15 protein-coding genes are annotated in these 14,595 nt (G+C 31.6%); 7 read left to right on the top strand and 8 right to left on the bottom strand.

What is annotated here, in order from left to right; genetic code table 11:
* On the bottom strand, window positions 1-678 hold the full coding sequence (locus ILYOP_RS12485; protein ID WP_013388859.1) for a response regulator transcription factor: 678 nt from the start codon (window positions 676-678) through the stop codon (window positions 1-3).
* Window positions 679-827: 149 nt separating this feature from the next.
* Between ILYOP_RS12485 and ILYOP_RS12490 the strand changes: the two genes are divergently transcribed.
* The 5 genes from ILYOP_RS12490 (at window position 828) to ILYOP_RS12510 (ending at window position 6,248) form a co-directional block, all read left to right on the top strand.
* Window positions 828-1,547 (top strand): glycosyltransferase family 2 protein, encoded by a 720-nt coding sequence (locus ILYOP_RS12490; protein WP_013388860.1) that lies wholly within the window; start codon window positions 828-830, stop codon window positions 1,545-1,547.
* Window positions 1,544-1,819 (top strand): lipid-A-disaccharide synthase N-terminal domain-containing protein, encoded by a 276-nt coding sequence (locus tag ILYOP_RS12495; RefSeq protein WP_013388861.1) that lies wholly within the window; start codon window positions 1,544-1,546, stop codon window positions 1,817-1,819. The genes ILYOP_RS12490 and ILYOP_RS12495 overlap by 4 nt, the downstream gene beginning before the upstream one ends.
* Window positions 1,809-3,419 (top strand): ArnT family glycosyltransferase, encoded by a 1,611-nt coding sequence (locus ILYOP_RS12500; RefSeq protein ID WP_013388862.1) that lies wholly within the window; start codon window positions 1,809-1,811, stop codon window positions 3,417-3,419. The genes ILYOP_RS12495 and ILYOP_RS12500 overlap by 11 nt, the downstream gene beginning before the upstream one ends.
* Window positions 3,420-3,463: 44 nt before the next feature.
* Window positions 3,464-5,047 (top strand): ArnT family glycosyltransferase, encoded by a 1,584-nt coding sequence (locus ILYOP_RS15330; RefSeq protein WP_013388863.1) that lies wholly within the window; start codon window positions 3,464-3,466, stop codon window positions 5,045-5,047.
* A gap of 220 nt (window positions 5,048-5,267) precedes the next feature.
* The gene (locus ILYOP_RS12510) at window positions 5,268-6,248 is read left to right on the top strand and encodes an SDR family NAD(P)-dependent oxidoreductase (RefSeq protein WP_013388864.1); all 981 of its coding nucleotides are present in this window, start codon (window positions 5,268-5,270) and stop codon (window positions 6,246-6,248) included.
* 94 nt (window positions 6,249-6,342) lie between these two features.
* Here ILYOP_RS12510 and ILYOP_RS15335 read toward each other — a convergent pair whose 3' ends face one another.
* Both ILYOP_RS15335 and ILYOP_RS12520 read right to left on the bottom strand, forming a co-directional pair.
* Window positions 6,343-6,969: a TetR/AcrR family transcriptional regulator gene (locus ILYOP_RS15335; RefSeq protein WP_013388865.1), complete on the bottom strand. Its 627-nt coding sequence runs from the start codon at window positions 6,967-6,969 to the stop codon at window positions 6,343-6,345.
* A gap of 208 nt (window positions 6,970-7,177) precedes the next feature.
* Complete coding sequence (locus ILYOP_RS12520) at window positions 7,178-7,699, bottom strand: hypothetical protein (protein ID WP_013388866.1); 522 nt, start codon at window positions 7,697-7,699, stop codon at window positions 7,178-7,180.
* A gap of 289 nt (window positions 7,700-7,988) precedes the next feature.
* Between ILYOP_RS12520 and ILYOP_RS12525 the strand changes: the two genes are divergently transcribed.
* Window positions 7,989-8,693, top strand: coding sequence for a Bax inhibitor-1/YccA family protein (locus ILYOP_RS12525; protein ID WP_013388867.1), 705 nt, complete (start codon window positions 7,989-7,991; stop codon window positions 8,691-8,693).
* Between the two features lie 62 nt (window positions 8,694-8,755).
* Here ILYOP_RS12525 and ILYOP_RS12530 read toward each other — a convergent pair whose 3' ends face one another.
* Window positions 8,756-9,655, bottom strand: a complete 900-nt coding sequence (locus ILYOP_RS12530) for a prenyltransferase (RefSeq protein ID WP_013388868.1) — start codon at window positions 9,653-9,655, stop codon at window positions 8,756-8,758.
* A 6-nt stretch (window positions 9,656-9,661) separates the two neighbouring features.
* Complete coding sequence (locus ILYOP_RS12535; protein WP_013388869.1) at window positions 9,662-10,354, bottom strand: lycopene cyclase domain-containing protein; 693 nt, start codon at window positions 10,352-10,354, stop codon at window positions 9,662-9,664.
* Between the two features lie 367 nt (window positions 10,355-10,721).
* On the opposite strand from ILYOP_RS12535, the gene ILYOP_RS12540 reads away from it, so the two are divergent.
* Window positions 10,722-12,404, top strand: a complete 1,683-nt coding sequence (locus ILYOP_RS12540) for a BCCT family transporter (protein ID WP_013388870.1) — start codon at window positions 10,722-10,724, stop codon at window positions 12,402-12,404.
* Between the two features lie 69 nt (window positions 12,405-12,473).
* Here ILYOP_RS12540 and ILYOP_RS12545 read toward each other — a convergent pair whose 3' ends face one another.
* The 3 genes from ILYOP_RS12545 to ILYOP_RS12560 form a co-directional block, all read right to left on the bottom strand.
* Complete coding sequence (locus tag ILYOP_RS12545) at window positions 12,474-12,725, bottom strand: hypothetical protein (protein WP_013388871.1); 252 nt, start codon at window positions 12,723-12,725, stop codon at window positions 12,474-12,476.
* Window positions 12,726-13,123: 398 nt separating this feature from the next.
* The gene (locus tag ILYOP_RS12555) at window positions 13,124-13,450 is read right to left on the bottom strand and encodes a hypothetical protein (protein WP_013388872.1); all 327 of its coding nucleotides are present in this window, start codon (window positions 13,448-13,450) and stop codon (window positions 13,124-13,126) included.
* 527 nt (window positions 13,451-13,977) lie between these two features.
* On the bottom strand, window positions 13,978-14,421 hold the full coding sequence (locus tag ILYOP_RS12560; RefSeq protein WP_013388873.1) for an ATP--cob(I)alamin adenosyltransferase: 444 nt from the start codon (window positions 14,419-14,421) through the stop codon (window positions 13,978-13,980).
* Between the last annotated feature and the right edge of the window lie 174 nt (window positions 14,422-14,595).

The raw sequence follows: 14,595 nt of genomic DNA on the forward strand, positions 1-14,595 counted from the left end.
TTAACTCTCCTTTTTTAACATGTATCCGAAACCTCTTACTGTATGAATAAGTTTTTTTTCTCTAAAATCCACTTTTTTTCTGAGAGATTTTATGTACACATCTACTATTTTTTCTCCTCCATTATAGTCATATCCCCATATATTATTTAGAATCTTTTCCCTAGATAAAACTATCTCTCTGTTTAATATAAGATAATGAAGAAGATTAAATTCTGTCTTGGTAAGGGATATTTCTTCTTCTTGAACAATAACTAATTTTTTATTTAAATCCAGTCGTATTCCTTCATAACTAATCACCTGACCTTTGTCAGAAAACTCCTTATTGTGCCTAAGTGCCACTCTTATTCGGGCCAAAAGCTCTCCAATTATAAAGGGCTTTGTTATATAGTCATCTGCCCCTAAATCTAATAGATTTATTTTGCTAAAAGTCTTATCAGTTGCTGTAAGCACTATTACCGGGACATCTGATTTTTTTCTTATCCGACGGCAAACCTCTTCACCAGAAAGTTTGGGAAGCATGAGATCAAGGAGAATTATGTTATAAAAATTTTCCCCGAACAACTTTAATGCCATTATACCATCAGAAGCAATATCCACAGAATAACCTTCATGTTCTAGCTCAAGCTGGAGATATCTGCTTATTTTTTTTTCATCTTCTATAATTAATATTTTTTTCATATTATAAACTACCTCCAAAATAATTATAACATCAATATACAGTAAGATAATAAAAAAATAGTAAAAAAACAAGATAAATTTTTACCAAATATTCATCTTTGCAAAATATAATCAAACTATAAAAAAATATAAATAATGGGGGGATGCAGATGCAGAGAATATCAGTCATAGCACCGGTATACAATGAAGAGGAAAATATAACACGTTTTATAAAAAAAGTTGAGGATGCAATTCGAAAAGATTTTGTATCCTATGAAATTATCCTTATAAATGACGGAAGTACAGACAAAAGCAGAGAGATACTCGATAAGGAAGCTTCTCAAAATGCTCATGTAAAAGTCTTTCATTTCACTAGAAATAACGGTCAGACTGCCGCTTTGGCTGCGGGTTTTGAAAAATGTTCTGGAGATATTGTGGTTACCATGGATTCTGATCTTCAGACAGACCCGGAAGATATCTATACTCTTTTGCCATATCTTGAAAATTATGACATGGTAAACGGCAGAAGAGCATCAAGAGAGGACGGAATCAAGAAAAAAATCTCTTCTCTGGTTGGAAATGGGGTCAGAAATCTTATAACAGGGGACAACATACAGGATACAGGCTGCCCTCTAAAATTATTTAAAAAGGAAGTTGCCAAAAGCTACGTATTATTTGAAGGGATGCACAGGTTCCTTCCCACCCTTGCAAGACTCAGGGGGTTTAAGGTTGTTGAGGTCCCTGTGAGGCATTATGACAGAGAGTTCGGAGTTTCAAAATATGGAGTTTGGAACAGGCTTTTTAAAGGACTAAAAGATGCCTTTGCTGTAAGATGGATGAAAAATAGAATTTTAAAATATGAATTTGAGACTGGAGGAAATCAAAAATGAAACCTTTTTTAATACTGGGATTTATAGGCCAGGCTTTTTTTTCCATGAGATTTCTAGTTCAGTGGCTGGCCAGCGAGAGGGCAGGCAAGAGTGTAATCCCTCTTTCCTTCTGGATATTTAGTATAATGGGAAGCTTTTTCCTTCTGATCTATGCCATATACAGAAAGGACCCTGTATTTATACTGGGTCAGGCTCCGAATCTCTTTATCTATACAAGAAACCTCTACCTCATAAAAAAAGAGAGGCTGGCAGGAGGTCGTGATGCAGGCTAGAGAGAGAAAAAATCTTCTTTATCTTTTTTTCTACGGAATGATAACCCTGTTTCCAGATCTTTGGGCTGGCAGAGTTGGGATAATGGAAGCCAGAAATTTTGTCACTGCCAGAGAGATGGTACAAAATGGGAACTGGATCATCACCACCATGAACGGTAAATTCAGATTTGAAAAACCTCCCTTTCCCACATGGCTGACAGCTTTATTTATGAAATTTTTTAACACAACAACCAATGAGTTTGTCCTCAGACTTCCAATTGCAATATGCACCTTGGGACTAATTTTTCTGATCTATTTCCTAGTAAAATCAGCTACAGAAAATCCTGAATTGGCTTTCATATCAGGATTTGTAAGCACCACAACCTTTATGATAATAAAACTTGGAAATGATAATGCCTGGGATATGTTCCCCTATATTTTTATGTTTGGATGTGTTACATATATTTTTATAGGTTTAAAATCCTTGAACACAAGGGATTTCATAATCTCCGGTGTCTTCATGGGAGCGTCACTCCTCAGTAAAGGGCCCATACCTGTCTATGGCATGATGTTACCATTTTTTGTAGCATATTCTGTAACCTATGGGTTTTCAAATATAAGAGTTAGCTGGAAAAAAATATCTCTTACTATTATTATAGGAGTGAGCTTAGCTGCTTTATGGCCTGCAGCGATTATGCTAACTCAAAAAGATCTCTTTATCTCTGTCATGAATAAAGAGGCTTCTACCTGGTCGAACAAACATGTAAAAAGCATATTTTACTATTTTGACTATATTATTTATATAGGTGTATGGATGATTTTTGCTTTGGCTTCTTTTTTCAAAAAATGGTCAGAAAAAAGAAGCCCAGACAATAAATTTTTCTCAATGCTTTTTTTATGGAATCTGATAACTTTTGTTTTGATATCTTTAATAAAAATGAAGAAAAAAAGATACGGAGTTCCACTGTATATACTGACTCCTATGATGGCCTCACACCTCATCTTTTATTTCATGAACAAAGACTGGAAAGAGCTTGTAAAAAAAGAAAATTTTATAATAAAAATCCATACCATACTTATGGTCACAATATCGATTTTAATTTTCCCTATGTTTTACTTCAAAGGATATAGAAGTGGATATATAGGAATCATATATTTATCATTTATTGCAGTGGTGTTTTTATTCTTTTCATACGAGTTTATAATGGGATTTACTGAAAAAAGGAAAATAAAGCAAATCCTTTTTCTGACGGGTTTTTTAATGATTACAATCAATATCTCAGTAACATGGTTTGTACAAAAGTATGTAAAAACAGAATACAGGAATGAATATAAATATTTGAGTACTCTCAAAAGTTCAGGACCACAAGAATACCCCATCTATACATTTGATGATGACGAAATCACAAATGTGTGGAATGTAGGGCAAAAGATAGAATTAATCGGTGATCTTCAAGAACTTCCCAATAATTTTTTTGTTTTAGACGACAGAGAAGAACCGTTAATAAAGGAAAAATTTAGGACTGAATTTATAATTAAAAGTAAAAATACATATTATAAATATGAAGATGAGGATAAAGTTATCTATTTATATAGAATGGCTAAAAGTACAAAAAACTAAAATAGTTTAAATGGGTTTTATTTTATTTGAAAGGAATTGAGTTTATGAAAAACAGAAAAATACTAGTATTTATTATAATGGCACTACTTGTTTATCCGTTGTTTTTCTTCAGAGACCTTACACCTGACAATGAGCTGAAGTATATAAGCATCGTAACAGAGGCACTGGATAAAGGAAATATCTTTGCTTTTTACAATCATGGAATCCCCTATGCAGACAAGCCTCCCCTATACTTTTGGATCATCATGATGGTAAAGAACATAATGGGAAGCTACAGTGTCCCTGCAATTGGAATATTCAGTCTTTTACCGGCCCTTTTGATACTTATAGTAATGAGCAGATGGTCTTCCTCCGTCCTTGACGAAGGAGATCAGACTCTGGCATCAGGGATGCTCTTCACCACCGCTATATTCCTTGGAGGCGGACTTGTTCTGAGGATGGATATGCTCATGACACTGTTTATCGTACTTGCGCTATTCAGCTTTTATAGGTGCTATACAGAGACTGGAAAGTCCTGGGAGCCTTATCTTGTATGGGTGTGGATCTTTCTTGCACTGTTTACCAAGGGGCCTTTGGGAATACTCATTCCGCTGGTATCTATAATTGTATTTCTTACAGCTGAGAAAAAACTTTCTAAAATAAGACAGTATCTTCCATTAAGAGGACTTATTATTCTAGTTAGTCTAACAGTCATCTGGCTTTCCTTGGTATATTTCGAAGGGGGAAAGGGTTACCTTTATAACCTCACAGTAAAACAGACTGTAGGAAGGGGGGTAAACTCCTTCAAACACAAAAGACCTTTTTATTATTATTTCACAGGATCTCTAGCAAGTTTTCTTCCTTGGTCTCTTTTTTATGTCACTACTTTTATCCTGGGAATAAAAAACAGAAGCAATGCAGGTCTTCTGGAAAAATTCTTTAGAACAGTTGTAATATCTACTTTCATCCTGCTTTCTTTTATAAGCAGCAAGCTTGAAATATACCTACTTCCAGCTTATCCCTTTGTGGCTTTTCTATCTGTGTTACAGTTTAGGAGACTGTCAAAGGAAAAATACTGGAAATGGTGTGCGGCACTTCCTGGATTATTACTGTTTTTAATATTCCCTGGAATTTTTGCGGCTGCATTTTTAAATAAACTACCCTTTGAAATAACTTTTTTATTTTATAGTGGCTTGCTGTTTGTCTCTTTAGCAGGTATATATTCCCTTTTACATATAGAAAAGGGGAATTTTAAAAAATCATTTTGGGGAATTATTTTTGGGATGTTGTTTCTTATTTTTTCCATTTCTATGAATCTTGAAGACTTAAACAGCGAAATAGGGCTAAAGGCTCTCGCTGAGAAGGGACAGGAAATAAAATCAAAAAAAATAGCATCCAGCTTTTATGCATTTAATTTTGAAAAATCAGAAAATATGGATGTCTATCTCCATGAGCCAGTTATAAATATTAATGATTTGGATAGCTTACATAAGGTTATCAGAGAGAAAAATATAATCCTTTTTGTAAGAACAAAAGATATTAAAAGAAATCAGGAGCTAAAAAATACTTTAAGTAATTTCAATAAGTTTAAGATAGGAAGCAACTATCTATATCAAGTATCATCAGAAGAAAGTGAGGTTATCCCATGAAAGTAATATTTTCTAATTTACTAACCTTGGTACTTTGGATTTTATTCATCCCAATGTATATTGTAGGAAAAGCTCTGATAATCTTTGATCTATAATAAATGTTTAACGAACAAAAAAATAAAGTTATCCAGCATTAGATTAAGACTTAGGTCTACTTGTATTTATAAAAACTTAATATATAAAAAAAGGTTATTTGAATAATCGAAATCAAGGAGGGAAAATGATTATTATTACTGGAGGAGCAGGGTTTATAGGCTCACATCTTTGTGAAAATCTTATAAAAAATGGAGAAAAAATAATCTGTATAGACAATTTTAATGAATATTATGATCCTATGATTAAAGAAAATAATATTAAAACGCTTATATCAAATGATAGATTTCAACTGTTTAAAGGAGATATAAGGGATATGCCTTTTTTGGAAAAAATTTTCTCTGAAAACAGAGTAGAAATGGTAATTAACTTAGCGGCTATGGCAGGGGTAAGACCATCTTTGGAAGATCCTTTGTTGTATGAAGAAGTTAACATTAAAGGCTTAATGAATATTCTTGAACTGTGTAAAAAATATAAAATTAATAAATTTATTCAAGCATCTTCTTCGTCAGTTTACGGAAATAACAGTAAGGTTCCTTTTAGTGAAAATGACGTAGTTGATTACGCTATATCTCCTTACGCAGCAACTAAAAAATCAGGAGAAATTCTAGGACATGTATTTCATCACCTTTATAATATAGATATGATTCAACTCAGATTTTTTACTGTTTATGGTCCAAGACAAAGACCTGATTTGGCAATACATAAATTTACAAAATTTATTACAGAAGGAAAAGCAGTACCTGTTTACGGGGATGGGTCTTCAGAAAGAGATTATACATATATAGATGATATCCTAGACGGGATAATAAAAAGTATCGATTATTTAAGAGAAAACCAAGGTATTTATCATATATTGAACTTAGGAGAGTCCGAAACAATTTCTCTAAATAAAATGATTCAAGTTATACAAGATGAGCTTGGAATTAAAGCGATCATAAATCACCTTCCACTACAACCTGGAGATGTAAACAAAACTTATGCTGACATTTCTAAAGCAAAAAAACTCTTAGGATACTCTCCTAAAACTAATTTTAAAATTGGTATAAAAAACTTTATTTCTTGGTATCAAGAATTTAATGAATTAAAAAAGACCTCTCTTCGATAGATGAGTTCAAGTTAGTTGGTTTGATGAGAGTGTCCAAAATATTCTGTAAATAGTATTTAAATAAAAAGCTTCCTGTATTATACAAGGAAGCTTATTATCTTTTACCTAGCTTCATTCTAGAACCTATATCAGTTATAAAGAAATCAGCAAATCTAAACATGAGATTTCTTTTCAGTTCTTCGTTATCAGAATAATTTACCATTATGGTTTCTAGGCCTTTCAAAAAAACCTTTGCAGAAACTTTTACAATCTCAGTATCTTCCTGGCTCAATTTTGAATTTCTTAAACCTAGCTCCGCCGTATATATAGAGTTTTCTATAAACTTCAGCTCTAGGTTTTTTTCAAATTTATCAAATTTAGACCCGTGACTTTTTTCAAAAAGTATCTCGATTGTTCTTTTGTTTTTTAAGGATAATTCTAAAAGCTTTTCCAAAAATTCCAACACTTCTTTCCTTAAACTATCACTGTAAGACTTATCAGTAGATAAATATTTTATTTTTAAGCAATTTGAAAATAGATTGGACAACTCTACTGCAACATCTTCCACGATATCTTTAAATATAGCTTCTTTATTTTTATAATATCGGTAAATATTTCCAACTGGAACTCCTGAATTATCAGAAATAGTACTCATAGTGGCTTTTTTAAAACCCTTTTCGTAAAACTCTTCAAAAGCTGCTCTATAGATTTTTTCCTTTATTTCCTGCTTTTTGACCTGCATCTATACCCCCTGATGTCCTATTTCATAGAATAAATCAGTTCTAACAAATAATTTTATTATACCTCTCTCTCTTTGTCAAATAATTTTATTCCTTTATAAAATTTACATGAAAATATTTTAATAAAAGTTTATAGTGCAGAAAAAAGAAATTAAAAAGAGTTAAAAATTATATTTTCATATGGAAATAACCCCTATACCAATACAGTTATCAAATTTGGTCCTTATATCCCTCTCTTAGTACGTAAAATTCCCCAGTGACAAGATCTAGATCGTAGATATTAAAGTTAGTCTTTATATCAAATCCTTTTTTTCTCATGGCGAAATTAAGTGATGCAGAGCCTTTTTCCCCGCTGGTTATCCTGTGAAAAACCTGAGTTGGCCATGAGAGCATAACTCCCCCCTCATAAAGAAGTTCACCGTTTTTATATATTCTGTCAGGATGAATTTCAAAGGTTACAATCTTCCCATGGTCTTTTGTGTAAAGTTCCACTGTCCTGTACCCGTTGAGAACCAGTAGATTGTCTCTTTGAAAGGGATGAAAATACCATGGTCGTTTCACATTCCCTATCTCCCCGGGAGATATTGCATCATTCTCATGAATAACCCTGTCTACTGACACTGTTTCTTTCACTATTTCATTGGGTACCAGATCAAAAACTACTCCTTTAGTTTTTCTAAATGGCTTCATAGCCGTTACTTGATATAATCCATCTATTTTTTCTATAATCAATTTGAACCCTCCTTTATACTTTTATTTATATTTTATTAGTCTATCCTTGTTTCCTTTTATTTTATATCTCCAAGAGATAAAAATATTTTATGTATTCAAATTTTCTTTGAATAAACTATTTAGTGAGATATAATAAACAGATATAAGAAAATTGTAAAAAATATAAAGGAATATTAGTTTTTATATAGAATTCACAGTATATGAATATTCTTTTTAAGACAACAAAACTTCTAGACTACCCTGTACAAAATTGGTATAATATAGGTTATATATCAAAGGAGGAAATTTTATGGACGAAAGAATGCAAAATAGAAGTTATATCTCTACTGAAGAGATAGATCAGCTGGTTACAAAAAAGATAGCAGGTGTTTTTGGATGGATGGTCTTAGGACTATTTGTCACTCTAGCGACTTCTATTTTTACACTTACCAATCCAGTTTTATTAAACCTGGCATACAAATATATGTTTGCCTTTATTATCGGCGAACTTGCCCTTGTATTTATCCTATCTATGAGAGTATATCATATGAGTACTGCTAAAAGCAGGGCTTTGTTTCTGTTTTACTCTGCACTGAACGGAATAACTCTGTCTCTAATCGCAATTGTTTATACAGGAGTTTCCATACTGTATACTTTTGCCGGTGCAATGGCAATATTTCTAATAATGGCTATCTATGGATATACAACCAAAGAAGATCTGAGCAAATTCGGTAATTTACTGAAAGTCGGACTGATATCACTTATCATCGTCTCAGTAGTAAATATTTTCCTGAAGTCTCCAACTTTATACTGGATAATATCCTATATGGGAGTACTTATATTTATAGGACTAATCGGTTATGATGTAAACCGTATAAAAAACAACATTACTGTGGCTGTTTCTCAGGATATTTCTGTGGTGGACAAGGTTTCAATAATAGGAGCTTTGGCACTTTACCTAGATTTCATCAACTTATTCCTTTATCTGCTCAGAATATTTGGAAAAAAGAGATAATAATAAAAAAAATCCTTCTATATGGAAGGATTTTTTTTATCTGCAATACCATATACTTATCCTTATAAAAAAAGTAGTAAAGAACTTCCAGCGGTTAAACTTATAATTATTAAAATATTCACCGCGACAAATTTATCCAAATATGAAGAGGATATTTTTGCCTTGTTTTTTATATATAACAGGTATAAATTACATATCAAAGGGATTGCAAGTATAGTATAGGATTTTAAAGAATTTAACTGAAGCCATGCAACACGATAAAATATAAATAAACTGATAAAATTTATTCTTATAATATAACCTTTGGTTTTTTCAAATCCAAATATCACCGTAGTGGTCTTTTTATTTCCCTTTTTGTCAGAGGGATAATCTGGAAGACTAGTGGACATGGCACAGCCTAACTGTAAGGGAAAGAAAAATAAAAGAAAAATCCACGGAAATCCCTGAACAGTTCCTCCTTGAACATAATAACCAAATAAGGGAAGGATTACAGCCACTCCCATTGTCTGAAGTACCTCTCCGCCACCTCTATATGATAAGCGTATAGGGGGATAACTATATGCCCATAACAAAAGAAAGGAAAGTATTATAATAGGAAGACTCAAAATTCTTCTAAAACCAAGTGTTAAAACTATTCCTAAGAAACCATTTAATCCTACTACCAGTATTATTGCCTTTTTCATCTCTTTTTTAGATATTAGATTCTCCACTAGTACCCTAGAACCTCCTGAAAAGATATTGAATGTGTCATTGGTTTTATCTATCTCATAATCTGCGTAATCATTGGCATAAACTATATAGAGCTGAATCAAAAGGCCAAATAGCTGTACCAGTATAAAAAAAACAATGCTAAAGTTCCTGGTTATGTTATAGTAAAAACCCTGACCCAAAAGTAGGGGGAAAAATATATAACTCTGGGAAGGTAATCTTGAAGCCTTTATCCAAGAAGTTATTTTATTCATAAATTATCAACTCCCAAATTTATAATTAAAAATATAGGGATAAATTATTGTTGCACAGAAGCCTGCACCAAATCCGTAGATCAATTCCTCTAAGGGAACTCTCATAAAATATTTATCCAATAACAAGTCAGTATTCCATATTTTTACAAATACACCAGGATATATCTGGCCAAAAATGAGGCATAAAATAAAATACACAAAAGCCGAAAGAATTCCTCCCCAAAAACCTGGGCCTAAAAAATCAGGTCTTTTAAAAACTATTATTAACGGAACAAATATCATTATAAAAACTGCACTGTATATAATAGGGATAGTCATCCATAAAGATAATATAATGAGAGCTATTACAAATAGTGAAATAAAAAATATTCTTCTTAAAAATAAGCCAGAGTCTTCAGCATTATTTTTTATATATTTTTTCCTAAAAGTAAAAGCATATACTGTAGATGTAAAAGATGCCAATGAAACTACAAAAATAAAATCCTCTAAGCCAAATCCGATCCTATTTCCAAGGTCTAGAAGAAAATTTGGATCCCAGTAGCTAGGATAAAACAATTTTTCTGCTAGAGCAAAGGGAAGGGAAATCAGAGACATTTTTTTTATCGTTGTTCTCAAGTCTTTTCTAAGAGTAAATATAATCGCACCAGGAATTAGAAATATTAAAGATAAAACTAAAAAATCATATTTTAAAATTCCCACAACTACCTCCCTGTATAGAAATACTACAAAATTCATAAAATGTTGACTAAAGACTATAATTTTGTTATCATACTACTTGAGTTTAATATGAAGTAGGTAAAATTAGTACCTGGTTTGTGAGGTCAATAATGTATTATACAGTGTTGATTCAAGCTAACCTTTAATAGGAAAAATTTTATTGAAAAATATCTGTAGAACTGGGGTTTGTTCAGGGTCTTTATATTTTTTTATAAAGGCAACGAACTATGCTATTTTTAATGGTATATAGTGAATCAAGTATAAATTGGTGAAGCTAAGGCACTCTAACTCTATTATTCAATGAATAATAGAGTTAGAGTGCCTTTTTTATAAAAAAAGGAGGAGTATATTGTATTCAAAAGGACCTACGTATGAGACACAAAAATTAAAGGGGAAATCAAAACTGCTGCATTCTAGAAACTTTAATAAGTTTGGTTTTGATTTCCATCCTCAAGTTTCTATAATTTCTGGAATATTGGTAATATTATTTTTAATATTTACTTTAAAAAACCCTGATGCTGCAAACACTGTTTTCAGCAGTCTGAAAAATAGTATCACAACAAAGTGGAACTGGTTTTTCATATTAAGTGCAAACTTTTTCCTGTTATTTCCTATCTACCTTTTATTTAGTAAACTAGGAGAGGTAAGACTAGGTGGCCCAGAAGCAAAGCCTGAATTTACAAATTTTGCCTGGTATTCTATGCTTATCAGTGCCGGAATGGGTATCGGTCTTATGTTCTGGAGTATAGGGGAACCCCTATACCACTATAACAGTGTTTTACCTATGTTTGGAGAAAAAGCTACCTTAGCTTCTGCACTTGGAATAACATTTTATCACTGGGGTTTCCATCCTTGGGGAATATATGCCCTTATATCACTGGCACTTGCATTCTTTGCCTATAACAGAGGACTTCCATTGTCACTGAGATCGGTATTTTACCCTATTTTCAAAGACAAGGTTTTCGGTATCTTAGGAGACATAATTGATATATTAGCTGTAATATCGTGTTTATTTGGTCTGGCTACATCCCTAGGATTTGGTGCACAGCAGATAAATGCAGGACTTAATTACTTATTTGGTATCCCTCAAAATACAACAGTACAGGTATTATTAATCTGTATTATCACTGGAATAGCTACTATATCAGTAATATCTGGAATCGGAAAAGGTGTAAGAATTTTATCTGAACTCAATATGAGAGTAGCGACAATATTTTTATTACTCGTACTTTTCATAGGCCCGACTCTATTTATAGTAAGACTTTTTAATAACAGTGTAGGATTTTATTTAAATAATATTATAAGTATCAGTTTCTGGTCAGAGCAGGGAAAAGAGAACTGGCAAGGAAGCTGGACAATATTCTACTGGGCGTGGTGGATCTCATGGTCGCCTTTTGTGGGAATGTTCATAGCTAGGATTTCAAAAGGAAGAACCGTAAGAGAGTTTCTTTCTGCTATACTTATAATCCCTGCACTTCTTAGTTTCGTTTGGATGTCAGTTTTTGGAGGTGCGGCATTATTTCAGGATATATCAGGCAACGGTATTTTGTTCAATGCTGTAAAATCAAATGTGGCAACATCGCTATTTGAAATGATTCAAAATATGGATGTATCTAATACATTAAAAATAATAATGTCTTCAACTGGAATATTTTTAGTAATTTCTTTCTTTGTCACATCTTCTGACTCAGGTTCATTGGTTGTAGACAATCTTACCTCAGGTGGTAAACTCGATTCCCCTGTGCCACAAAGAGTCTTTTGGGCTGTCATGGAAGGAGTTTTAGCCATAGCTCTTCTTATAGCAGGCGGAACAGACGCCTTAAATGCACTTCAGACTGCAGTTGTAATTTCAGGTCTGCCTTTTGCAGCACTATTGCTAGTAATGACTTACAGTCTACATGTGGGTCTTAATACTGACCTGAAGAAACTAAAAAAGTACAGAGAAGATAAACTGCTAAATAAAATTTTCAACGAAAAAATCCGTGGGAATTTTGAAAAGAACGAACAAATAAAAAGTAGATTAAATAAATAATAAAATTGTTAAAAGAGCCTTTAGATTAAATTCTAAGGGCTTTTTTAATTATTTATTAAAGTATATAATTTAGAAATAAGACTTACAGATATATTTACCAAAATTTATAGATTTAAATTTTGATTTATTTTTTTTCTTTAGTTTATCTCCTATCTGCTTGGCGATACTATCAAAAGATTCTGTTTCTTCAGCTGTTATATTATATAGAAACTTATCCTCTACAGGATCTAACTCCCTAAGGTCCCTCCTGTTTCTAGACGCTTCTCTTTCTAAAAGGGCCTTTAAAAATCCAGCTTCCTTTAATTTAAGATCAAGTTTCATTAAGATCACCCCTATACGAGTATTTTTTTTAAATTGCTGTCTTTATCCCTATAAAATAATACATTAAGTCCAATTATATTCTCCATTTAAAAATGTCTATTGTATTTTTGTTTATTTTGAAGTATAATCTACTCTAGAATGTAATTAGGTAGGAGGAAAAATGAATAATTTTCATTTTTGGGTATTATTAACTTTTTTGCTTTTCACCAGATGTAATACCACGAAGACACAGTTTTTCGTTAAAAATACATTAAAAAGTTTTGTTTTCCCATCAAAACATATTGCTCTTGAAAAGACGAAAAAAAACTATGAATACTTCATCAATGGAGATACTGACCTTTGCAACTCGTAATATTAATATTTACCTATATTATAAAAGACACCCTCTGGGTGTTTTTTTATTTATTTTCATAAAAAATAGGGAGATCTGGATATATTTGATAGTATTGTTTTTCCGACTCATCTGCACTGTCAATCTCTGCTACTGTATGAGTTTTAGTTGTGTCTGACTTTCTGGCAAGATAAATAAGTTCTTTAGCTATCTCAAATTCTTTTTCAGGGATATATTTTTTTATCATATCTAAAAACCAATCTTCTATCTCTGTGTCGTCACTTAACATAAGATTTATGATTCCATAAGACTCACCTATTTTTTCAGACAATTTTTCTCTAGTGGAAAATTCTTTCTCTAAATATGATTTTAAAAGTTTTACACCTCTTTTCATAGTATGTTCTCCTTTCATAAAAGGCTTTTCATTACTTATATACAAATTAATAATCTAACTTTAGCTAGATATATTCAAAAGAATTATTAAATTATATATTTGTCTTATTTAAGTTTCCCCACACATAAATTATGTAACATTTCCTTAGAATAATATTGGAAAAATCTGAATTTCTCCTCTTTTAAATTCTCAAAGTTTATTTTTACGGAGAATTAACTAATCAACTGAAAACAAAGCACTATCTTTAATAAAAAAAGAAAGTTTTATTAAAGATATTAGCATATTTTTGTACTCCAATGGTCTAGTGCTATCAAAGAGGTAGTTTCTCAACTCATGAAAATTTTTATTGGAAATTAAAACTAGTACTTTTCAATATATTTACAAAATATTATACCCACAAAATAAAACCAGCCGGTATTTTCGCCGGCTGGTTTTAAAATTTTATAAGAATATCTGCCTTTAATTGTCACTTTATTTTCTTTCAGGAAGTAGTACCACTGGAATTTCTTCGACATTATTTTCATGGTTTATACAAAGAACCATATTATAAAAATATCACTCAGCATATTGATAGACTCTTCTATCTCAATGGCCTCGAATGTAATTTCATTTTTTGCCTTGGAAAACATTCTAGATATTTTTTTAGACATAGACCTGCAAATATGGAGATTCCCTGCCAAAAGATCCCCCTGTGGCAGTATAAATATATATTTTCTAATTTTCTCACCTTTTTTATCATATCTATTCTTTATTTCTTTAAGAATTAACTTATCCTCTTTTAAAAAATCACAGTTATCTCTCAAATTTCCCATAAGTTTGTAGGTAAGATTTAATATTTTTAGAAGGTCTTCTTTTATTTTTTTGTCTTCACATTGGCCAAAGGCCTGTCCTGCAAAGGAGGAAAGTATATCTATCTCATCTGTCAAATCACAAACTTTACTCTTGTAGCATATATCTGGAAAACAATGCATAATTACTCCTTTCACATTTTGAAACTGAAAATAAACTAAGTTATCTTATTCTTAAATGTTAACAGAAAAAACAATTCAACACAAATTAATATATTTTAACTGATAAATTTAAAATGTTTTTACAAAGCAATGCTTATTTAAAAATGTCATTGAAAACCTTCTAAAATAGTTACT

The sequence above is a fragment of the Ilyobacter polytropus DSM 2926 genome (assembly GCF_000165505.1).
GTDB lineage: Bacteria > Fusobacteriota > Fusobacteriia > Fusobacteriales > Fusobacteriaceae > Ilyobacter > Ilyobacter polytropus.